The sequence below is a fragment of the uncultured Prevotella sp. genome, from assembly GCF_946407605.1.
Classification (GTDB): Bacteria; Bacteroidota; Bacteroidia; order Bacteroidales; family Bacteroidaceae; genus Prevotella.
This window is the reverse complement of record NZ_CAMJOS010000028.1, coordinates 14,050-34,621: the sequence shown is the minus strand read 5'-3', so window position 1 is coordinate 34,621 and position 20,572 is coordinate 14,050. Positions and strand designations below refer to the sequence as shown.

The following is a 20,572-nucleotide window of genomic DNA, read 5'->3' as shown; positions in this document are numbered from 1 at the left end:
CTTTTATATACTTCCACTTACTTGGTTACTCTCTCCAACCACTTCACCATACCGAACATCACTCCCATGGAGATGACACAAACCACCAGGAATACTGTCCAGCAAATCCATACGGGCCACTCGTTGTAAATCAGCGGACCAATCCACAGCAGACCGTTGCCCACTGCCGTAGCACCCAGCCACAGTCCCTGGCAGAGACCCTGCAGGTTCTTAGGAGCTACTTTTGATACGAATGACAGACCGAGAGGCGAGATAAATAATTCGGCTACCGTCAGGAAGAAATAGGTGACGATAAGCACCCAGGGTCCTGCCTTCAGGCCAGCTTTTGCAGAGTCGGCAAGAACGGTGAACTCGTTGGCAGAGGGATAGCCCTGCATAGCCGAATAGATGGCCAAGAAAAGATAAGCGATACCGGCAATACCCATACCGTAGGCAATCTTTCGAGGTGTAGAGATGGCTCGACCGGCTTTTGTCAGGGATGCGAAGATCCACATGATGATAGGTGTCAGGAAAATGACGAAGAAGGGGTTGACAGCCTGCCATATCTCAGGAGCAATAGCGTCGGTCTGCACAAAGTCGCGTGCAAAGAACGAGAGCGACTGTCCATTCTGGTGGAACGAGAACCAGAAGAATACGGCGATACCCAGCACGGCAAACAGGGCATACATGCGCTGTTTGATTTCCTTTGCCATTGCCAGTTTCTCTTCCTCTGTATAACCTTCCGAAGCCACAGCCTCTTTCTTTCCTGGGGTGGGGAACAGGTGCTTAGACATCAGGAAGATAGCCAGCGAGATGAGCATCGTTACCACTGATGCGATAAACGAATAGTGGATACCCGTATTGAAGATGTCGAGATACTGGGTGCAGAATGCCGAGAGGTCAGAGGCATTACCTCCCACCTTTGCCACCAGCTCATTGAGGTTGGTCAGATGGTCGGCAGGCATCTGTGCCCCCATGTTGATGTATTCGTGACATAGCTTAGGCAGGTCAGCATTGTATTCCAAACCATGCGAGTTGAGCCACCAGCTACGCAGCAGCGGTGCGATAAAAGGAGCCACCAGCGCACCAATGTTGATGAAGACATAGAAAATCTGGAAGCCTGCATCGCGCTGACCCTGTGCCCACTTCAGTTTTTCAGGACTCTCCTTCTTGGCGTCAGCCTCGAAATTGTCGTACATCTGTCCGACGATGGCCTGCAGGTTACCCTTGAAGAGACCGTTACCGCATGCAATTAGTGATAAGGCAAAGATGGTGAAGGGCAGCAGCCAAGAAATATTATCGGGAGTGGACAGCACGGGAATAGCCAGCAGGATATATCCTAATGCCATCACCACCAGACCCCACGCAATTGTGGCTTTATAGTTTTGAGTGCGGTCGGCAATGATACCGCCCACCAGACTGAGCACATAGATGGCTGTGAGGAACATAGCTGCAATGAATCCGCTCTGTCCGTCAGAGAGTCCGAACTTAGAACACAGGAACAATGCCAGCACGGCATTCATGATGTAGTAGCCGAAGCGCTCGCCCATATTACTGAGGGCTGCGAGCAGAAGCCCTTTAGGATGGTTTTTAAACATGTTTACTTGATTTTAGGGTTGTTACTTCTGTGAATATCAAAGAGATAGGTCATCTTGATGACGATATTTGTCAGGTTCGACCGTCCGAAATAGTCGCGTTTCGAGTTGCCGAAGATGTCGCCCAGTCCGTAGTAGTAACGGCCTTCGAGCATGAAATGTCCTACGTTGTTGATGCTGAACTCGATACCTGCTCCCGCCGCAATACCGTATTCTACCTTACGTTCCACCGACATCGAGTCCTGAGCCACAATCTGCGACGTGCGCTCAGCGAGGTTGGGTTTGGTGAAGTTGGTTTTTGTGTTCTCACCCAGGAAGAATCCCACTTGAGGTCCAGCCTGTGCAAATACCTGTATACCCTTGCGTTCGCGGCCCCAGCCCATACGTGCAAAAACGGGAATCTGCAGGTAGGTCATGTTTCGCTCATAAGCCTCAGCAATGCCTGTGATTGGGTTGATGACAGGGTCGTCGTTAGGCGTTAGTATTCTTTCTTTCCATCCTACCTGAGCAAAGTTCAATTCAGCCACGATGGCGCAAATGCTTTTAAAATATTTCTCTGAGGTATAGCGCAGGGTCAGTCCGCCGGTCAAACCGGTATGCATGTCTTGCGGCACCTCAGGCATAAAGCCCACGTTACTCATCATATAGCCGCCATTAACACCAATGGCCAGCTCATCACGATGTTCGCCTACCTGGGCGAAAGATACGTTGACGATGCAGAGAGTGAGTGATAAAAGGAGTATTACACGTTTCATACCTCTTTAGTAATTCACGGTCTCGATGGTACGATCGTCCTTATAGTGGATAAACATGTATGCTCTGTTCTGCAGACCGCCATTGCCTATGCGCTCAAATTTCAGCGGTGTCTGCAAGGGCTGATAGCCGAAACGTCCGGCAGCACCGTCAAAAGTCTTGCCGTACTTGTGAAGTCCGCGCAGGAAGAATAGTGCGTGGTCAAAACCCGTCATCGCAAAGCGAGGAAGTGCATTCATCATGTCCTGACTGAAATTCTTGCGGTATAGCTGCTGGAAACGCTCTGACTGTGGTGACATCAGGTTGGTGTAGAACGGAGCTGGGATATACACATTATATTTATAGAAGTTCTCCAGCTGATACTGTGTGTACATCATCCATTCTGTATAGCCAAACATTGAAATCTGTATGTCAGGATTGGCAGCCTTGATGGCGCTGAGCTTGCCGAATGTGGACAACAGCTCAGGCGAACGAGCCGAATTCAGAACCACCAGGTTGGGCTTGCCCATCACGAAGGCGCTGGCAAACTGTGCGTCGGTTGATTTCAGACTCGTTACATTATACTGGATGTTCTTCACCTCCAGCTGTCGGCGCAGCGTAGCCGTAAACGCCCCTTTCGTACTGGTGGTATCGCCACAGTCAACAATGATGGGGTGGTAGTCCTTGAACCAGTCAGAACAGCGGCGTGCTGTCGACTCCACCAAATCGTTGGGTATCTGATACACCTGGAAGATATTACGATTGGTGTAAATCTCTGGTGCATGGATAGAGAACGGAATCATCAACATAATGTCGTGCTGCTGGGCAAAGGCGGCCAGTGATGTTACGAATTTGGAATAGAGCGGACCGATGATGATATCGCAGTTGGCTGCGGCAGGATCTTGCAGCAGTGGTGTGATGTCGGCGGTCTCGGGCAGGTTCCATGCATGGATATCTACTGAGATGCCCTCTTTCTTCAGCGAGTCACAGGCCATGAGCAATCCGCGATAGTATTCCACCATTCGCTTGCCGTCGTTGTTAATCTTATGCAGAGGCAACATGATACCCAGTCGGATGGCTCGGTTGCGCACATCACCCTTCTCTACGACTGTCGGCGCCGCAGATACTTGCTGTGCTTCTTGCTGTCGCAGGGGAATGACAATCACCGAGCCCTTCTTCAGTTTATAGTCGGGCTTCTCCATTCCCGGGTTGGCTTGAACCAGCTCTTCTACCGTGATACCATACATCTTTGAGATGCTGTACATGGTTTCCTTTTTCTTCACCTCATGAGTGCCTGTGGTCTGAGATGATACTGACAAAGGTAGCGATACGGCGAACGCACATATCAGAAAATATCTTAATAAATGCCTCATAATTTCATTTTTTTCTGTTTTCGCCGACAAAAGTACAAAATAAATTTGTAACTTTGCCCACAAAACGGAAAGAAATATGAAAAAGAAGTTTATATTATCATTCTTTATCTTGTTTTTGACCTCCCTGACAGCGGGAGCACAGCAAGTGACACCCAAAGTGTCGCCTAAGGCTTCTTATGTTGACAGCAAGGGCTTAACCCAGGAAGTTACCAGTATTGACGACGGTCAGGCACCGCTTGAGGTGACGTTTACGGCTAATCCGTCGGGAATGGATGATTACTCACCCTCCTACGAATGGCATTTCCGTCGTCTCGAAGGCAACAGCGGCTATGAGGAGCTGTTTGTACGCTACGAGGAAGATACGCAGTATACGTTCAATGAGTCTGGCACCTATCTGGTGGTGCTGAAGACCGATGTTGGTGACGAAGACGTCGTTGTCGACTCTGCCGAGATTAAAATCTTCGTTGCCGAGAGCTGGTTGGAGTTCCCCAACGCCTTCTCTCCTAATGGCGATGGAATCAATGATGTGTATAAGGCTAAGCGTGACTATAAGAGTATTGTGGAGTTTCATGCTTATATCATCAACCGTTGGGGGCAGCGTCTCTTCGACTGGACCGATATCTCTAAGGGTTGGGACGGAACCTATCGTGGTAAGGACTGCAAGGACGGCGTGTATTTCGTCATTGTGAAAGCTCGCGGTGCCGATGGTAAGGAATACAATATCCGCAAGGACGTCAACCTGTTGAGGAAACATTCAGATGGAGGAAGTACCAGTGGAGATTAAGGATGACGAAAAGATATGCGTCTGGGGTGCTCGTGTCCATAATCTGAAGAATATTGATGTCGAGATACCCCGTCAGTCGCTCACAGTCATTACCGGATTGAGTGGTTCCGGCAAATCGTCGTTGGCCTTCGACACCATCTTTGCCGAGGGTCAGCGTCGCTATATCGAGACCTTTTCGGCCTATGCCCGCAATTTTCTTGGGGGTATGGAGCGTCCTGATGTTGATAAGATTACCGGTCTGTCGCCCGTTATCAGCATTGAGCAGAAGACCACCAACAAGAACCCGCGTTCTACCGTAGGCACTACCACCGAGATTTACGACTATCTGCGATTGCTTTATGCCCGTGCGGGTAAGGCTTACAGCTATATGACTGGTGAGCCGATGGTGAAATATACCGAGGAACGAGTGATAGAGATGATTCAGCACGACTATGCCGGTCGCAGAATCTTTATCCTGGCTCCGTTGGTACGCAATCGTAAGGGTCACTATCGTGAGCTCTTCGAGGCCATGCGTCGCAAGGGTTATCTCACTATGCGTATCGATGGAGAGGTGACAGAGATTACGCTGGGCATGAAGGTCGACCGCTATAAGAACCACGATATCGAGGTGGTTATTGATAAACTATGCGTGAAGGATGAGGCTGACGACCAACCCGACGAGCGTCTGAGGAAGAGCGTGCAGATAGCTATGAAGCAGGGCGAGGGTCTGATAATGATTCTTGATAAAGATACCAACGAGGTGAAGTATTTCTCCAAACGACTGATGTGTCCCACCTCAGGCATCTCCTATAGCGACCCAGCCCCCAACAATTTCTCGTTCAACTCGCCGCAGGGCGCCTGTCCCCGTTGTAAGGGTCTCGGTGTGGTCAGCGAGATTGACCTCAACAAAGTGATTCCCGATAGCAGTAAGACGATCTATGAAGGGGGAATCGCTCCTTTGGGTAAATACAAGAACCAGCTGATTTTCTGGCAGATAGAGTCTATTCTGAAGAAGAGCGACTTGACGCTGAAGACCCCAATAAAAGAAATTCCTGACGAGACCATGAACGAGATTCTCTATGGTTCGTTAGAGGATATCCGCATCGACAAAGAGCTGGTCCATACCTCGAGTGATTACTTCGTCAACTTCGATGGCATCATCAAATACCTGCGTGACATTATGGAGGGCGACGAGAGCACTACGGGTCAGAAATGGGCCGACCAGTTTCTGGCAGAATGTGAGTGTCCTGAGTGTCACGGGCAGCGACTGAACCGTGAGGCCCTTTCCTATCGCATCTGGGATAAGAACATCTCAGAATTGGGAGCTATGGACATCAGCGAGTTGCGCGAATGGTTGAATCATGTGGAGGAACATCTCGATGCTCAGCAACAGCAGATTGCCGCCGAGATACTGAAGGAGATACGCACCCGTCTCGACTTCCTGTTGGATGTGGGCCTCGACTATCTGGCCCTCAACCGCCAGTCGGCCTCGCTGTCGGGTGGTGAGAGTCAGCGCATTCGTCTGGCCACGCAGATTGGCTCCCAGCTGGTCAACGTGCTCTATATTCTCGATGAGCCTTCCATCGGTCTGCACCAGCGTGATAATGAGCGTCTTATCCGTTCGTTGAAAGAGTTGCGCGACCTGGGTAATACCGTTATTGTGGTGGAACACGACCGCGACATGATGTTGGCTGCCGACTATATCGTGGATATTGGTCCGCGTGCTGGCCGCAAGGGTGGTGAAGTGGTGTTTCAGGGAACGCCCCAGGAGCTGCTGAAGACTGATACTTTGACGGCATGTTATCTTAGTGGAAAGAGGAAAGTGGAGAGTGGAAAGTGGAATGAGGAGAGTGGAAAGAGGAATGATGGCAATGGCCATAGTCTTGTACTGAAAGGCTGCAGCGGCAACAACCTCAAGCATATCGACGTCACCTTCCCCTTGGGTAAGCTTATTGTGGTGACGGGTGTTTCAGGCTCGGGTAAGTCGACGCTTATCAACGAGACGTTGCAACCTATTCTCTCCCATCATTTCTACCGCTCGCTGAAAAGACCCAAGCCCTACGACAGCATCGAGGGCCTGCAATATATAGATAAGGTGGTGAATGTTGACCAGAGCCCGTTGGGTCGTACACCCCGCTCTAATCCTGCCACCTATACTGGCGTATTTTCCGATATCCGCACCCTTTTCGTAGAACTGCCCGAGGCCAAGATTCGCGGCTATAAGCCTGGCCGCTTCTCGTTCAATGTGAAGGGCGGTCGCTGTGAGACTTGTGGCGGTAACGGCTATAAGACCATCGAGATGAACTTCCTGCCCGATATCCAGGTGCCCTGTGAGGAGTGTCACGGGAAACGCTATAACCGCGAGACCTTAGAGGTGCGTTATAAGGGCAAATCTATTGCCGACGTGCTCGATATGACCATCAACCAGGCTGTGGAGTTCTTTGAGAATGTGCCCGAAATACTGCGTAAAATCAAGACCATCCAGGATGTTGGTCTGGGCTATATCAAGTTGGGACAGCCCTCGACGACACTCTCGGGCGGCGAGAGTCAACGCGTAAAACTGGCTACGGAACTGTCGAAGCGCGATACAGGAAGCACGCTCTATATCCTCGATGAACCCACTACAGGTCTGCATTTCGATGATATCCGCATCTTGATGCAGGTCATTCGTAAACTCGTAGATAGAGGTAACACCGTGATTATCATCGAGCACAACCTCGACGTCATCTGTCAGGCTGACCATATCATTGATATGGGACCTGAGGGCGGACGCAAAGGTGGTATGATCCTCAGCGAGGGCACACCCGAAGAGGTGGCACGCAGCAAGAAGGGTTATACGCCCCGTTTCCTGAAACAAGAACTGAAAAAGTAATCAGAAGAGACTGTCTGATTGACGTTAGAAGAGGCGGCCTATCTGATAGACCACAGCCGACACTACCCATGCCAGTACCGAGGTGTAGATGGCGGCTATCAACGCCCATCGCCACGAGCCCGTCTCGTTCTTGATGGCCACAATCGTAGCCACGCAGGGGAAGTATATCAGCACGAAGAGCAGATAACAGTAGGCAGCCAGCGGCGTGAGTCCGTCGGCAGTCATCAGCTGGTGCAGTCGTGTGTATTTCTCCGAGTCGTCCGAGAACGTATCATCGTCGGCAAACGAGTCGTCGCCGCTATACAGCACACCAATCGATGAGGCCACAATCTCTTTGGCGCCCACACCTGCAATGAGGCTCACGTCGAGCTTCCAGTTGAAGCCCTGCGGCGTGAACACAGGCTCTATGGCCTTACCCATCTTGCCGATGTACGACTGTTCCTGCTGTTCTTGACGCGAGAGCTCGTCGTTATGTGGGAAATAGCCCAGCGCCCACACAATGATGGAGGCCACCAGGATGATGCCACCCATCTTCTTCAGATACTCCTTACCTTTCTCCCACGTATGGCGTCCTATGGCCTTTGCCGTAGGCCAGCGGTAGGGCGGCAGCTCCATCACGAAGGGTGTGTCCTCGCCTTTGATGACGAATGTGGAAAGAATCTTGCTGACGATGACCGACATTACGATGCCAACGGCATAGAGTGATATCATGACCCACGACCTGTACTGCAGGGCGAAGAACGTGCCAGCAATCATGATATAGATGGGCAGACGCGCCGAGCACGACATAAACGGCAGTATCATCATGGTGATGATGCGCGAGCGTCGGCTCTCAATGGTGCGAGTGGCCATCACAGCGGGCACATTACAGCCAAATCCCATCACCAGCGGTATGAACGACTTGCCGTGAAGTCCCATCTTGTGCATCAGGCGGTCCATGATAAAAGCCGCACGCGACATATAGCCCGAATCCTCCATCAGCGAGATGAAGAAATAAAGAATCAGAATCTGCGGCAGGAACACGATGACGCTGCCTACACCGCCCACGACGCCTTCTACCAGCATGGAGCGCAGCGGACCGTCGACCATTGCATCCTCTATCCAGCCGCCCAGCCAGTCGACGCCTGCCTCAATCCAGTCCATCGGGTACTGTCCTAAGGCGAAGGTGGTTTGGAACATCACGAAGAGGATGGCGAAGAAGATGGGGAAGCCCAGAATGCGGTTCGACAGCACGTTGTCTATCATGTGAGTCACGCGATAGGTGTCTTCCTTCGACCCCGTCTTGTAGCGTGCCTCTTTCAGAGCGCCGTTGATAAAGCCGTACTTGGCGTCCATGATGGCCGTTTCCGAGTCGCTGCCCGTCTCTTCCTGCACACGAGCGGCAGCAACGTCGCGCGCCTGCAGCAGTTGTTTGCGGTCTTCGGGTCTGTGCTCGTCGGCCAGGTGGTTGCCCACATATTGCAGCACGTCGCTGTCGTGCTCCAACAGTTTGATGGCCAGATAGCGTGTAGAGTATCGCTGACTGATGTGCTCGTCGGCCTTGAGGTATTTCTGTATATGACTGATACCTTGCTCAATCTCGTGTCCGTAGTTGATGTGGATATGTCGCGATGACTCCTGTCGTTCGTACACCTGGATGACGGCGCGGAACAGCTCCTTGACGCCCATACCGCTCTTGAACGATGTGGGTACCATCGGCATACCGAAAAGTGATGATAGCACCTTGATGTCCACGCTGTCGCCTCGACGTTCAAACTCGTCGTACATATTCAGCGCACACACCATTCTCACGTTCATGTCCACCAGCTGAGTGGTTAGGTAGAGATTGCGCTCCAGGTTCGAGGCGTCGATGACGTTGATCACTACGTCAGGCATCTTCTCGCTGAGGTGCTTTCTGACGTAGAGCTCTTCTGGCGAATAACACGAGAGGGAGTAGGTGCCGGGCAGGTCGGTCAGCAGGAACTCATAGCCGAACATCGAGGCGTGTGCCTCTGTGGCATCGACGGTCACTCCTGAGTAGTTACCCACTCGGGCGTGTGCTCCTGAGGCATAGTTGAAGAGTGATGTCTTGCCGCAGTTGGGGTTGCCCACTAAGGCAACGTTAAGGGTTCTGCGCTCGTGCAGGGCTCGGTGCTGCAGCATCGTCTCGTTGTCAACAACAATCTCGGCCTCGTTGATGGTTGTCTGTTGCAGCGAACCCTCGTTCACCACTTCTATCTGCTCGGCCTCGTGATGACGCAGCGACACCTCGTAGCCCATCACCTTGTATTTCACGGGGTCTTGCAGCGGGGCGTTGAGCAGCACCTCTACTACTTTTCCCTTGATGAATCCCATCTCGATGATGCGCTTGCGGAAGCCACCGTGACCCAATACCTTCACGATGACGCCCTTCTCGCCCGTTTTCAGTTCCGACAACTTCATACGCCTTTCTGCTATTCGGCTGCAAAGTTACAAAATAAAAACTAAATAAGCCATCGAAACATGAAAGAATCGATGGCTTATACCTAATAATGATGATGTGTACTTACTTTTCTGTACGCTCAATCCAGGCCAGCACGTCGCCCTTGCTCACCTTAGCACCCTGCTTGGCGCTCACCTCAACGAGCTTGCCGCCGAGTGCTGCGGGGATGGGAACAATCTCGCCCCATTTCTCCATCAGGTAGCAGAAGGTCTGACCTTCCTCGTACTTCTGACCGATAAACGGCTCTACGCACGGAGCACACTCGCCCTCGCCGTTGAACTCGTAGAATATCTGTCCGGCAGAGGGAGCCACCAGCGCATCGGCCTTGGCGTGCTTGAAGGCAGCCAGCTCCTCGGCGCTCATCTTCGAGCCCAGCTTGGCGTCCTTCGCCTTCTGCAGGTCGGCCAGGAACTGCTTCTTGGCCTGTCCGCTCTTGAAGGGGCGGTACTGCTCGGGGTGCATAGCCAGTTCAAACAGCTCTTCGTTGTCCTTACCGTAGTCCCAGCCGTTCTCGTCCATCTCTTTCTTGAAGCCGTCGAGGGCATTGGGAATCAGCGTGTGCGGGTCTACATCGGTAAACTCGCGCTTCTGTTGCTGAGCCAGCTCTACGAGCTCGGGAGCGATGGTGCCAGGAATCTTGCCGCTCTTGCCCAGAATCATACCCCAGATGGCGTCGTCCATCATGACGTAGCGACCCTTGCCCTGTTCCATTGTGAGCAGGTTCATTAGGGCGATGTTCTTGGTGTACTGTGAGAACGGGGTCACCAATGGGGGATAACCCACGCGTGGCCATACGTACTCTACCTCGTTGAACAGCTTCACCAGCATGTCGTCCATCGTCAGCACGGGCTCGCCCTTCTTCTCGCGCAGCTTGTTGATCATGGTCTGTATGCCGCCCAGGTCGGCCATCATACTTCCCATCATGCCGCCAGGCAGTCCGCAGCCCAGCAGGAGCGACGACATGTGCTTGTTGGCGGGATTGATGAAGTAGCCCAGCCAGTCGTCAATGAACTCCTGAGTCAGGGTTCTCGCCTGCATGTACGCGTTCATATTAATATCTTCTACCTCGAAGCCCTCGTTCTTCAGCATCGACTGCACCGAGATGATATCCGGATGCACCTTACCCCAGCTCAGTGGCTCGATGGCGGTGTCGATGATGTCGGCGCCGTTGTTGCAGACCTCGAGGATAGAAGCCATCGACAGTCCGGGGCCAGAGTGGCCGTGATACTGGATGATGATATCGGGGTGCTTGGTCTTGATGGCCTTCGTCAGAGCGCCCAGCATGGCGGGCTGACCAATACCGGCCATATCCTTCAAGCAGATCTCCTCGGCACCGGCAGCAATCACCTCGTCGGCAATCTTGCTATAGTACTCTACGGTGTGCACCGGACTGGTGGTGATGCAGAGTGTGGCCTGGGGAATCATGCCTGCGGCCTTGGCCCACTTGATCGATGGGATAATGTTGCGGGTATCGTTCAATCCACAGAAAATACGGGGGATATCCACACCCTGGGCCTTCTTCACCTTGTACATCAGCTCACGTACATCATCGGGCACAGGATACATTCGCAGGGCGTTCAGACCGCGGTCCAGCATGTGGGTCTGGATGCCCACCTCGTTGAAGGGCTTACAGAAGGCGCGCACAGCGTCGTTAGGATTCTCACCTGCCATCAGGTTCACCTGCTCAAAAGCGCCACCGTTGGTCTCTACGCGGGCAAAACAGCCCATGTCGATAATAACGGGTGCTATACGCTCCAGCTGGTCCTTGCGCGGCTGGAACTTGCCTGACGACTGCCACATATCGCGGTAGACGAGACTAAACTTAATTTTCTTTTTTGCCATAATCTGTATATGATGATTTCATAAAACGCGACAAAGGTACAAAAAAAAAGTCAATTATCAATTGTATATTGTGAAATAATTATTAACTTTGCCCCAAAATTAGACAGAAAGCAATGAAGAAAGCATTATTTCCGATGATGATGACGGCCCTCATGGTGGGCTGTGCCGGAGAAAAAGCGGGTGGGGAAGCCGCTGCGCTGCAGACCGAGAATGCTGAGGCTATAGCCGACGAGACCATCTATGGACTGGCCTGCGACGGTTGTAACGACACCATCCTCGTGTTCCTGACCCTCGACTACGACGGCAGCGATCCCGATACCCTCAATATCCTTGAGGCCTCACGCTGCCATCAGGTGTTTGGACAGATTCGCATTGGCGACAAACTGGCTATCGTGCCCAACGCGCAGGACAGCACGCTGGCCGATATGGTTATTGTCATCGAGGACCTCATGGGACAGTGGGGCCGTCAGGTGCTGCCCACGTTGCGCGAGCGTGCCGATATGGAGGGCCTCTCGCAGCGTCAGAAGGAAAACAGCCTGCCCGATTCCATCCGCGAGCTGCTCAGCATCCCCCAGGAGTACACCTTCGTCATCAAGCCCGACAATATGTGCTTCACCCGTGGCTCGCAGCGCGCCCACACCACCGACGAGGTGCTGCCCGTAGAATATCCGAAGCTGAAGCGCTATCGTGAGTGGCACATCGCTGGGGGCAATTTTCTGTTCACTGAGGTCGGCCTCGACACGCTGGGCAACGAAACCGTTCTCTCTGTCGACACCACCCATCTCCTGATGCTTACACCCGACTCTCTCGTCTTCCAATTCCCCGACGGACCTCACGCTTACTATAAGAAGATAGAGGAGTAACACAACCCGTTTTTTGTCGGTTCGGGGTGTGAGATTGTAATAGTGTCAAATTAACACGAAAGAAAATATTTAACATTATTATAAGGCTTGCCGCTTGGCGAGCCTTTATTTTTCTGTCAAGATTATTTTCTTTGTTATGCGTTGGTGTGCAGGACTAACGAGCGGTCGTTCGTACTTGCTTGGGTCGCTTGGTTGAGGCTGAGGTCTATGGTGGCTATAGGTGCTTTTTCTTGATGACGAGATTTCGGTCGAAGGGTAGGGGAGTGTTAAAGAAGGGTTAGGAGACTGTTGGTTGGTGTGGCTAAAAATTCATTAAGAGGGTGGTGAAAATGGAAGATGTTGAGCGCGTGAAAGTGTAAAATAATCGGAATCGCAGTCGTCGAGGGCGCTGAGGCTGGTGTCAGAGGGGGTAAAAGTGCGGCTCAGAAGTCAAAAGAGAGGACCGCAGTTGACTGCAATCCTCTCTTTGCTTTTAATTATAATAGTTTGATTCCGAGTATTTTATAAAATATATCTTTTAGTAAAACGTTAGATGTTTACTTTCCAGGAGCCGTTCTTGTTGGCGCCTATACGTTCTATGATTCCCTTCTTGCGCAAACCCGCTAAAGCCTTGTTTACGCCGGCCTCTGACAGCTGTAGTTTGTGGGATATAGCTCCTATGGTAATACGAGGATCTTCGGCCAGCAGCTTGACTATACGCCCTTCTGACTTGGTCAAATGGGTCTCAATGTCCTCATCTACGGCCTTTTTCTGCGAGTTATCCTGTACTTTTTCTCTACTTTTATTCTTTACTTTATTCTCTACTTTATTCTTTACCTCCTGTTGTATGATATCCAGCAAACAGCGCAAAATGAACTCGATGAAATGGCTCGTTTTTGCGTTTTCACCGATATAAGCCAATACGCGGCGATATTCCTGCTGGCGCTCTACTACCGTCGTTTCGAATGGAAGACCGGCCAGAATGGGGCGCCAACGCACCAAAAGCAACCACTGCCAGCACAATCCCAGGCGTTCATTACCCTCGGAAAAGGGGTGAATGGCGGTCATTTCGTAATGAAAAATGCAACTGCTGATGAGTGGATGCTCGTCAGTATTATTCAACCAGTCGAAGAGCATCTTCATGTGCAGATTGATGCGCTGGTCGTTCTGATAGTATCGACCTATCCCCTCGCTCAATGCGTCCACCATATTTTCGTGCGCACGGAAAAGATCATCTTCCACGAAAGGATTAAACGCCTCTTCTCGCGCTTCTGGCTTGTGACCGGTGAGTGTCTCCAGTATTCCAATCTGTTCTGAAATTTCGGCAATCAACTTAATTGATTCTGCCGATACTTGGTACATTGGTTTTATCATAAAACTTTACATATTTGTTTCGTTATTGGTATTCTATGTTGAATTTATCGTGCACAAATGCCATTTTTTCGCCCATTTTGCACCCTTTTTCTCCTGCAAAAGTAACTATTTTCTTCCCGAACAATGCACTAATACCCTAAAAATTCGCATAAATTAAGAAACCAATATCAAACACACCGGCCCATCTCTGGGCCGGTGTATCTCTCTGTTTGCTCCTCTTTCCTCTTACAATGCTATTGGTCCATGTCCCAAGCAACTGGTAGTTGTTATGGCTGTGAGGAATGCTGTGAGTGCGGCTACTAGAACCTTCGCCACAATCTCGATAACGTTGTTCTTTTTCATAATTAAAATCTTAATGTTTAATCTTTAATGTTTTCTGGTTGAGGAGTGTCGAGCCCTCCGGATGACTCAACTATCCTCCCTTCACCCTTCACCTTTCACCTTTCACCTTAATTATACCCGTCGTCGCCAGAGTTGCCTCCGTCGCCACCAGAGTTGCCTCCAGTGTTGTCACCATTCGTGGGATTCGTGGGATTCGTGTTCGAGTTGTTGCCGCCGTTCTCCGTAGATCCGTTGTTCCCAGATTCCGTAGAACCGTTCTCCTCAGGGTCCTCGATCTCGCCGCTGTCGCCGCTGGTCACGCGCTTCAGCACGTTGCCGTTCTCGTCCAGACAGGTGATCTGGATACTGGTGTTCTTCAGCTCGTCTTTCACGTCCACGTTGGGGGTGAAGATGATGCGGCGAGTGCTAATCAGGTTGGCTTTCACGTCCTCAAGGTCAGCCACTGCCTTAGAGCGGACGCCGAAGCGCATCGTTCCCAGACCGGGCAGGGGTACGCTGTGACCCTCAGTGGCCCACGTGCGGATTACTTCACCTGCGGCATCCCAAGCCGCCTTGATCACACCTGCAGAGATACCGCTGTGGGTACTGGCCTCTGCGAACACCTTCTTTTCCTGGATGGGGATGTAGAGGTCGGGACGCATCACGAACTTCTTTCCAGGGTTCTTACCAAGCTTTACTTCACGTCGCTGTGCAATTACTTTAATAGCCATAATTCAATTAGTTTTTAAATAGTTTAATACATTGAGCCCTTTTGGCTTACGCCGCTTTCCCGCTTGACGGGAATGCTCAAATGTTTGTAAATAATTTTGTTAATTCTCTCGTTGTCGCCTTGTTTCACTTCCAGAAGGTACCATTAAGGAAAACAATTGTTACCATTAATGCGCGCAATTTCTAGATTTAATCCTCGCAATTTTTACCTTTAAAGACCGCCTGTCCGCTTCTTCAATTTGACAATGCAAAGGTAAAAACTTTTCATTGCGGTTCACGAATACTTCACAAGAAATTTTTCATTTTTCTGCGATATTTTTTTCATTCCAGAATATATTGACAAAAACTGTTGCAGTTGTTGCAGTGTTGCAGTTCTCGAGAAGCTATTCCCACACCCTAAAAATACTTCTATATTTATATATAAATATAGAGTTAATTTTTGACTTTCATATAACCTATTTTGGAACTGCAACACTGCAACAACTGCAACACAGTAATTTCTCAGCGAAAATTTGGAAGTTTCAGAAATACTTTATATCTTTGCAATGTGAAACATATAATGGCGAATATGAGCAGGAAAGACATTGTCAATCAAATTAGTCAGGCTATACGGCGCGTTGACCCAACTGCGACGGCTATCCTCTATGGCTCTGAGGCTCGTGGCGATGCCCGTCCCGACAGCGACATTGACGTGCTGATACTGCTCGATGGAGACCGCCGTGATTTGAAGCATGAGGATGAATTGGCAGGCGAACTGTATGAAATTGAGTTGGCCACAGGCGTCCTTGTCAGTCCAATGATTATGCTCCGCAAACAATGGGAGAATCGTCCGTTTAAGACTCCCTTCTATATTAATGTAATGAATGAAGGCATAAGAATATGAACGAGACCTTAGACGAACAGAGCAGGTGTTCACTTGTCCGCTACAGGATTGAAAGAGCAGACGAGACCATTGATGAAGCAATACACAAAAGGTACACAAAAGGGACGGTTCTTTTTGTGTATGTCATATTGGGAAATTGGCTCCGCAACCATAAAGCAGCATCGTTGGTGTCGCCTGGCAGCCATGCAAAGGCGATGGCCTGAAGGCCTTCTTCGTCTTCTGCCTGAAATGCCAAATCAGCAGAATACAAACTGTATCTGGTCAAATGCTGGCAGAAGATACGGGCTACTTCAGAACTATGAGCACCTTGTTCCTTACCCCAGACTCCCGCAGCCATCTTTGCAACGAGGTCTATTCCTTCCTGGGTGAATTGTTTGATAACCATAAAGCTGTTTGTTATTCGTTAAATTGGAATTTAAAGGCCTGTCCGTCTAACGTCCTGCCAGCTTCCATTGGACAGTATTTCTGCAGATGTTCCGATAAAGCACTTTGCGGCTTCTTTGTCGCCACAGAGCCAATAACGCATCCATGCTGTCATGTAGGCATCGCCACGTTTTAGCATGTCGCCATGATCCGTATTCTTGATCCTTCCAAGAACCTTCTGCTTCGAGCCGATGGCATTGTATGATTTTACCATATCATCAAGCTTGCTGAGCGCATTGGCATCAACACCTCCGCAGCCACCCATCATCAGCATGGGGGCCTTTACTCCTTTCAGAAAATCCCATCCGAGACTGTCGGCCAGCATGACCGCCGTGCCGCTTTGTGTGCATAGTGCCTTGTAGCGATGGCTGTTGCTGAATCGCGATGCTGCTGTATAGACAGCCATACCACCCTGAGAGTGACCGACAAGTCCTATGTGTTCCGTGTCAACCTTATTGTAGAGCGGACTCTTAGGGTTTTTGCCTTCAGCGATGACTACTTCCTGCGATTTGCTCACCGACTTGCCTTCCCATGTCCATTCTTCCTGATTGCCTACAACTATAAAACCCCACGAAGCCAGATGTTTGAAGATGGCGGGGTAAAATTTAGCTGGCATTCCTGTACCGTTGGCTATGACGACGAGTGGCCATTTCTTTGTGGATGTCTTCAACACCGTTGGATAATAGATGTCGTGGCTCTTTATCTTCTCATCATTGTCAGCCAACGAATATGATTCCACCTGATAGGAACCGTTTGCTGCGTATTTCTTCTCGAGTGCCCCTTGATAAGTGAAAGCATTCTGATAGCCGTCGTTTATCATCTTAAGGTTGTCCCAAAACTGTTGCGAACATCCAACGCATACTAAAGCTATGGTCACGAAAACAAGTTGAGTTGTCTTATTCATAATTAGGTATTTAAGTAAATTCCGATTTATCTATTTTCTAAAATACGAAGTTACATTCTTTTATATAATGTGAATGGTAAATTCTTGTTGATAATGGCGAGAACGTGCCAACGCTTTGTGACATATACTTTAGACTTGCGCTTGCGAATGGCTGCACATATTTGGCTGGCAACCTTTTCGACAGGCATCACCCAGAAGAGACCCTCGCCTTTGGCCATTGCCGTATTGACAAGACCTGGCCGGATGTCAGTGACGATGACTTTTCCGCCTGACTTGAAAGCCTTTTTGCGCAAGGCTTCCATATAGTTGATTTGATAGGCCTTCGTCGCGCTGTAGGCTGGTGCCATCGGCTCACCTCTCAGTCCACCAGCCGACGTAATGGCAACAAGATGACCGTGCGCCTGTTGCTCAAACAAATGGAAGAGCGTGTCAATGACGTATGTCCAACCCATCACGTTGGTGTCAAGCGTAGGGCGTTCCAATGCGTAGTCAAGCGTGGGGTTAATCTCGCCCGTTCCAGAGCAGACTATGGCTAAATCCACATGGCCGAGTTCTTTGGTGAAGTCATGGATGGCTCTCTCTACCTCGTCTTGTTTGGTGATGTCGGCCGTTGCCGTGATAGTGCATTCCGGGTGTTGCTGGCGGAGTTCATCCAGCATGTGTGTTCGTCGCCCAACGATACCGATACGGTTTCCGTCAATGGCATATTTCTCAAACAAGGCTTTGCCAATGCCCGATGTGGCTCCAATGATGATGATGTTCATAGAATTGTTCTTATTCGTCCTCCTTGGGCAGAGCGTTCTGCCCTTTGTCCTCAATTGGCCTTATGTAGTCTGATGCACGCTCAGAAGAAACAACGCTTCTGCCAAGACGGCGTTCCATCGTCTCGCGTGCTTCGCGTGCTACTTCGCCGCCTTCCTTTGCAATACGTTGGCTCTCGGCCATCGACTGCGGATTAGATTGGCGAGAATACTCCGTGGTAGCTACCTCGGCAAGTGTGTTGAGTGCCAGTTCCACATTCGTCATGTTGTCGCGCAGGTTCTGCTTGGTCAGCCCCTTGTAACGCTTGTATTCGCCTGTGGTCATGCCGCTCCACGCCTTTGTCAGCACATTTGTCAGAATGGCGAAGTCCTTAGGCTCATGTATGCCGGAACGATGCCACTCATCGGTCAGCTCCTTGCGCATCTCGATGGAGCGCATGCGCTCGTTTATCCAGCGGTCGCTGTAGCCTTGGCGACGATAGTCCTCGACGGCCATCTGAAAGGTCAGTTCCGGGTCAATCATTTGGTCAACGCGCATACTGCCCAACTCAGCAAGCCATTGTTTCACCGGTTCGGCTTTCTTGGAGGGTATGGCCTGGATGATTCTAAAAATGCCTTCAAGATCAGCGGCTTGCGTCTTGCGTCGCTTGCCATCTGGAGCCAACATTTCAACAGGGGGACAAATTGTCCCCCACTTGGATTTCAGTTCTGGGTCACGTCTAAGCATCTTCTTTATGTAATCACGCGGATTCACGGAATCTGTCAAGACCTGCACTATATCCGTTACGGAGAAATAGTACTTCTCCTGTTCTGCATCCCATACGATGCGAACTTTCTTGCCCTCAAAGAGCTGTATAGCGAAATTCTCGTTCATGATGATACAATCCTATGTGAATTTGGTTGCAAAGTTACAAAATATTCTTCAAGGAGGTTCTGATATGACAGACTTTAACACGATATAGTGCACATTTCCCTCTAAAATGAATCAAAATGCCATGCATGAGTTCGGCTTGAATTATTAACCGACGCTGTCTAACAGCCAATTATCGCAGTCGTGGTACAACGTCGGTACAAACGTCCCCTTTTTGACCTCAGTTTATACGTTGCAAGGCAACGTTATGAAGGTGTAAATTCCACCCATTACTGTCATCCTGACTTTACAAACAGCCTAAAAAGTTCCAGAATCAACCGTTAAATAATCTCAATGAAATGTTAAATTTTATTTGGTTTTTCAACCCGAATTTCGTGCTCCAATCATGCCGAACATCCCCAGATTGAAATTACACTTTTTTGTACCTTTCAATTTTGTACTTACTTCGTTATTAGCTGATTTACAATGGTTTGTAATTATTCAAAACACTTCGACATGAATGGTGTTCGCCAGTCTGAGCCTCAGAAAGGTATCAATATCATTAATGGCAAGAAGATAATCATGAAATAGGGCGAATAAAGGACATTAGATTTTTTTAATAAAAATAGTTCCTGCTTGCTGTAAGAAGTGAGCAGGAATTTTTGTATCTTTGCACTCCCTTGCAAAAAATGAAATAATATATGAAGATAGACCTTAACGATATGTTTACCGGCCTTTTTGAAGAGATAGAGAGGGTCCGAGTTGAGAAAGTGACGGCCGGAAGCAAGTTCCGGCTGATGGGTTTAGTGGCCGACGTGACGGAGGTTAACGAGACGTTGACGAAGGAGGTACTCGAGGTTGTGAGCCGCGAGGCTGTGCTCGATGCCGACACAGAGATTGACTACGCGGAGCAGTCGGAGCGTGTGCTTGCTATGGAGCTGACGGCCGCGAGGGAGGATTTGCAGGAGAACACACAGCTGGGGAACGAGGCGCTGGGTGTGCTGAGCAACACGTTGGGGCTGATAGCCGACCAACTGGCGCGTCGGCATAAGGATGAGGAGTATGCCAGGCTGTATGAGCAGGAGAAACGCCGTTATCTGAGTTCGGGAACGCCCCGTCGGGTTCGCCAGACTTTTGACGAATGGCTGTACGACGTGTGCAACGGGAAGCCCAGCATGGAGGATATCAACGACTATGTGACGGAGAAGCTAGTACACATGTTCGAAAAGGGTGTGTTCAATACCAAGGTGGAACACATACAGCGTGCTACGCGCTATCCTGCCGAGTTTGACTTCAGTCTGCTGGACGATGACCATAAACTGAAGAAGACGGTTCATAAACATTATTCTGAGTTTCGCAAGTTGGTTGACTATGTTGACGGTTGTCTGGTGGTTAACGCTGCGAAGGTAGGGCGCCATTTTTATACGAACCGTAAGGAGGAGAATGCCAAGGCGCACCGAAACGCCTTTCTGAAGTATATGTACAAGATCTCGTTGGCGCAGGAGGAATACAAGAAGTTGCAGGCCACCCCGCAGGAGAACGAAGATAATAGCCTGCTGCCCGATGTGTTGGCTACCGGCATTGCGATAAACTATTGGAAGGGGTTGCAGAAGGCTGGCTTTGTTGATGAATGTTACCAGCTGCTGCCCACCACGTCACGAAAGCAGGCCATGTATATTGCCGATGTGTTTTCCGACAAGTTGCAGATGCGCTCAAAGTGGAAACCATTTCAAGAACTGTGGCACATCAACAACCTGGCACAGGAGAAATGGGACATGCAGGAAACGGGCAAGTCGCCCGCACGTTCGGAAGAGATAGACAAGATTTTTGAGAATTAGCTAACTCGCTGATAAACAGCATAGTAAGTC

The 20,572-nt window shown here is 50.0% G+C and carries 16 protein-coding genes; 5 read left to right on the top strand and 11 right to left on the bottom strand.

Features of this window, described 5'->3' with window-relative positions:
- Positions 1–17: 17 nt before the first annotated feature.
- Genes Q0R57_RS11300 through Q0R57_RS11290 form a run of 3 tightly spaced genes read right to left on the bottom strand, consistent with a single transcriptional unit; the run spans position 18 to position 3,679 of the window.
- Positions 18–1,577 (bottom strand): peptide MFS transporter, encoded by a 1,560-nt coding sequence (locus Q0R57_RS11300; RefSeq protein ID WP_294747560.1) that lies wholly within the window; start codon positions 1,575–1,577, stop codon positions 18–20.
- 2 nt (positions 1,578–1,579) lie between these two features.
- Positions 1,580–2,329 (bottom strand): porin family protein, encoded by a 750-nt coding sequence (locus tag Q0R57_RS11295; RefSeq protein ID WP_294747558.1) that lies wholly within the window; start codon positions 2,327–2,329, stop codon positions 1,580–1,582.
- Positions 2,330–2,335: 6 nt separating this feature from the next.
- Positions 2,336–3,679 carry a LysM peptidoglycan-binding domain-containing protein gene (locus Q0R57_RS11290; protein ID WP_294747555.1) on the bottom strand — a complete coding sequence of 448 codons (1,344 nt, stop codon included), beginning with the start codon at positions 3,677–3,679 and terminating at the stop codon, positions 2,336–2,338.
- A 76-nt stretch (positions 3,680–3,755) separates the two neighbouring features.
- On the opposite strand from Q0R57_RS11290, the gene Q0R57_RS11285 reads away from it, so the two are divergent.
- A complete protein-coding gene (locus tag Q0R57_RS11285) occupies positions 3,756–4,463 on the top strand; it encodes a gliding motility-associated C-terminal domain-containing protein (RefSeq protein ID WP_294747553.1) in 708 nt (235 codons plus the stop codon).
- Complete coding sequence (gene uvrA, locus Q0R57_RS11280) at positions 4,438–7,314, top strand: excinuclease ABC subunit UvrA (RefSeq protein WP_294747551.1); 2,877 nt, start codon at positions 4,438–4,440, stop codon at positions 7,312–7,314. The genes Q0R57_RS11285 and uvrA overlap by 26 nt, the downstream gene beginning before the upstream one ends.
- A gap of 24 nt (positions 7,315–7,338) precedes the next feature.
- Here the strand turns inward: uvrA and feoB are convergent, their stop codons facing one another.
- The gene (feoB, locus tag Q0R57_RS11275) at positions 7,339–9,735 is read right to left on the bottom strand and encodes a ferrous iron transport protein B (RefSeq protein WP_294747548.1); all 2,397 of its coding nucleotides are present in this window, start codon (positions 9,733–9,735) and stop codon (positions 7,339–7,341) included.
- A gap of 103 nt (positions 9,736–9,838) precedes the next feature.
- Positions 9,839–11,617 carry a biotin/lipoyl-binding protein gene (locus Q0R57_RS11270; RefSeq protein ID WP_294747545.1) on the bottom strand — a complete coding sequence of 593 codons (1,779 nt, stop codon included), beginning with the start codon at positions 11,615–11,617 and terminating at the stop codon, positions 9,839–9,841.
- Positions 11,618–11,730: 113 nt separating this feature from the next.
- Here Q0R57_RS11270 and Q0R57_RS11265 point away from each other — a divergent pair, with 113 nt between their 5' ends.
- Positions 11,731–12,480, top strand: a complete 750-nt coding sequence (locus Q0R57_RS11265; protein WP_294747542.1) for a hypothetical protein — start codon at positions 11,731–11,733, stop codon at positions 12,478–12,480.
- 528 nt (positions 12,481–13,008) lie between these two features.
- Here the strand turns inward: Q0R57_RS11265 and Q0R57_RS11260 are convergent.
- Together Q0R57_RS11260 and Q0R57_RS11255 are read right to left on the bottom strand one after the other, a co-directional pair.
- Positions 13,009–13,821 (bottom strand): Fic family protein, encoded by an 813-nt coding sequence (locus Q0R57_RS11260; RefSeq protein WP_294747539.1) that lies wholly within the window; start codon positions 13,819–13,821, stop codon positions 13,009–13,011.
- 461 nt (positions 13,822–14,282) lie between these two features.
- Positions 14,283–14,885, bottom strand: coding sequence for a DNA-binding protein (locus Q0R57_RS11255; RefSeq protein ID WP_294747536.1), 603 nt, complete (start codon positions 14,883–14,885; stop codon positions 14,283–14,285).
- 566 nt (positions 14,886–15,451) lie between these two features.
- Here Q0R57_RS11255 and Q0R57_RS11250 point away from each other — a divergent pair.
- Complete coding sequence (locus Q0R57_RS11250; RefSeq protein WP_294747533.1) at positions 15,452–15,766, top strand: nucleotidyltransferase domain-containing protein; 315 nt, start codon at positions 15,452–15,454, stop codon at positions 15,764–15,766.
- A gap of 40 nt (positions 15,767–15,806) precedes the next feature.
- Here the strand turns inward: Q0R57_RS11250 and Q0R57_RS11245 are convergent, their stop codons facing one another.
- From Q0R57_RS11245 to Q0R57_RS11230, 4 genes are read right to left on the bottom strand one after another with little or no spacing between them, the layout of a single operon-like run.
- A complete protein-coding gene (locus Q0R57_RS11245) occupies positions 15,807–16,151 on the bottom strand; it encodes a hypothetical protein (protein WP_294747530.1) in 345 nt (114 codons plus the stop codon).
- Positions 16,152–16,181: 30 nt separating this feature from the next.
- A complete protein-coding gene (locus Q0R57_RS11240; protein WP_294747527.1) occupies positions 16,182–17,093 on the bottom strand; it encodes a hypothetical protein in 912 nt (303 codons plus the stop codon).
- 50 nt (positions 17,094–17,143) lie between these two features.
- Positions 17,144–17,857, bottom strand: coding sequence for an SDR family NAD(P)-dependent oxidoreductase (locus Q0R57_RS11235; RefSeq protein WP_294747524.1), 714 nt, complete (start codon positions 17,855–17,857; stop codon positions 17,144–17,146).
- A gap of 10 nt (positions 17,858–17,867) precedes the next feature.
- Positions 17,868–18,728: a BRO family protein gene (locus tag Q0R57_RS11230; RefSeq protein WP_294747523.1), complete on the bottom strand. Its 861-nt coding sequence runs from the start codon at positions 18,726–18,728 to the stop codon at positions 17,868–17,870.
- Positions 18,729–19,405: 677 nt separating this feature from the next.
- Here Q0R57_RS11230 and Q0R57_RS11225 point away from each other — a divergent pair.
- Positions 19,406–20,542, top strand: coding sequence for a hypothetical protein (locus Q0R57_RS11225; protein WP_294747521.1), 1,137 nt, complete (start codon positions 19,406–19,408; stop codon positions 20,540–20,542).
- The last annotated feature ends 30 nt before the right edge of the window (positions 20,543–20,572 follow it).

Bases quoted from the DNA above. Each gene is read 5' to 3' on its own strand.
- Q0R57_RS11300 (WP_294747560.1), bottom strand. From the start codon at position 1,577: ATGTTTAAAAACCATCCTAAAGGGCTTCTGCTCGCAGCCCTCAGTAAT.
- Q0R57_RS11295 (WP_294747558.1), bottom strand. From the start codon at position 2,329: ATGAAACGTGTAATACTCCTTTTATCACTCACTCTCTGCATCGTCAAC.
- Q0R57_RS11290 (WP_294747555.1), bottom strand. From the start codon at position 3,679: ATGAGGCATTTATTAAGATATTTTCTGATATGTGCGTTCGCCGTATCG.
- Q0R57_RS11285 (WP_294747553.1), top strand. From the start codon at position 3,756: ATGAAAAAGAAGTTTATATTATCATTCTTTATCTTGTTTTTGACCTCC.
- uvrA (WP_294747551.1), top strand. From the start codon at position 4,438: ATGGAGGAAGTACCAGTGGAGATTAAGGATGACGAAAAGATATGCGTC.
- feoB (WP_294747548.1), bottom strand. From the start codon at position 9,735: ATGAAGTTGTCGGAACTGAAAACGGGCGAGAAGGGCGTCATCGTGAAG.
- Q0R57_RS11270 (WP_294747545.1), bottom strand. From the start codon at position 11,617: ATGGCAAAAAAGAAAATTAAGTTTAGTCTCGTCTACCGCGATATGTGG.
- Q0R57_RS11265 (WP_294747542.1), top strand. From the start codon at position 11,731: ATGAAGAAAGCATTATTTCCGATGATGATGACGGCCCTCATGGTGGGC.
- Q0R57_RS11260 (WP_294747539.1), bottom strand. From the start codon at position 13,821: ATGTACCAAGTATCGGCAGAATCAATTAAGTTGATTGCCGAAATTTCA.
- Q0R57_RS11255 (WP_294747536.1), bottom strand. From the start codon at position 14,885: ATGGCTATTAAAGTAATTGCACAGCGACGTGAAGTAAAGCTTGGTAAG.
- Q0R57_RS11250 (WP_294747533.1), top strand. From the start codon at position 15,452: ATGAGCAGGAAAGACATTGTCAATCAAATTAGTCAGGCTATACGGCGC.
- Q0R57_RS11245 (WP_294747530.1), bottom strand. From the start codon at position 16,151: ATGGTTATCAAACAATTCACCCAGGAAGGAATAGACCTCGTTGCAAAG.
- Q0R57_RS11240 (WP_294747527.1), bottom strand. From the start codon at position 17,093: ATGAATAAGACAACTCAACTTGTTTTCGTGACCATAGCTTTAGTATGC.
- Q0R57_RS11235 (WP_294747524.1), bottom strand. From the start codon at position 17,857: ATGAACATCATCATCATTGGAGCCACATCGGGCATTGGCAAAGCCTTG.
- Q0R57_RS11230 (WP_294747523.1), bottom strand. From the start codon at position 18,728: ATGAACGAGAATTTCGCTATACAGCTCTTTGAGGGCAAGAAAGTTCGC.
- Q0R57_RS11225 (WP_294747521.1), top strand. From the start codon at position 19,406: ATGAAGATAGACCTTAACGATATGTTTACCGGCCTTTTTGAAGAGATA.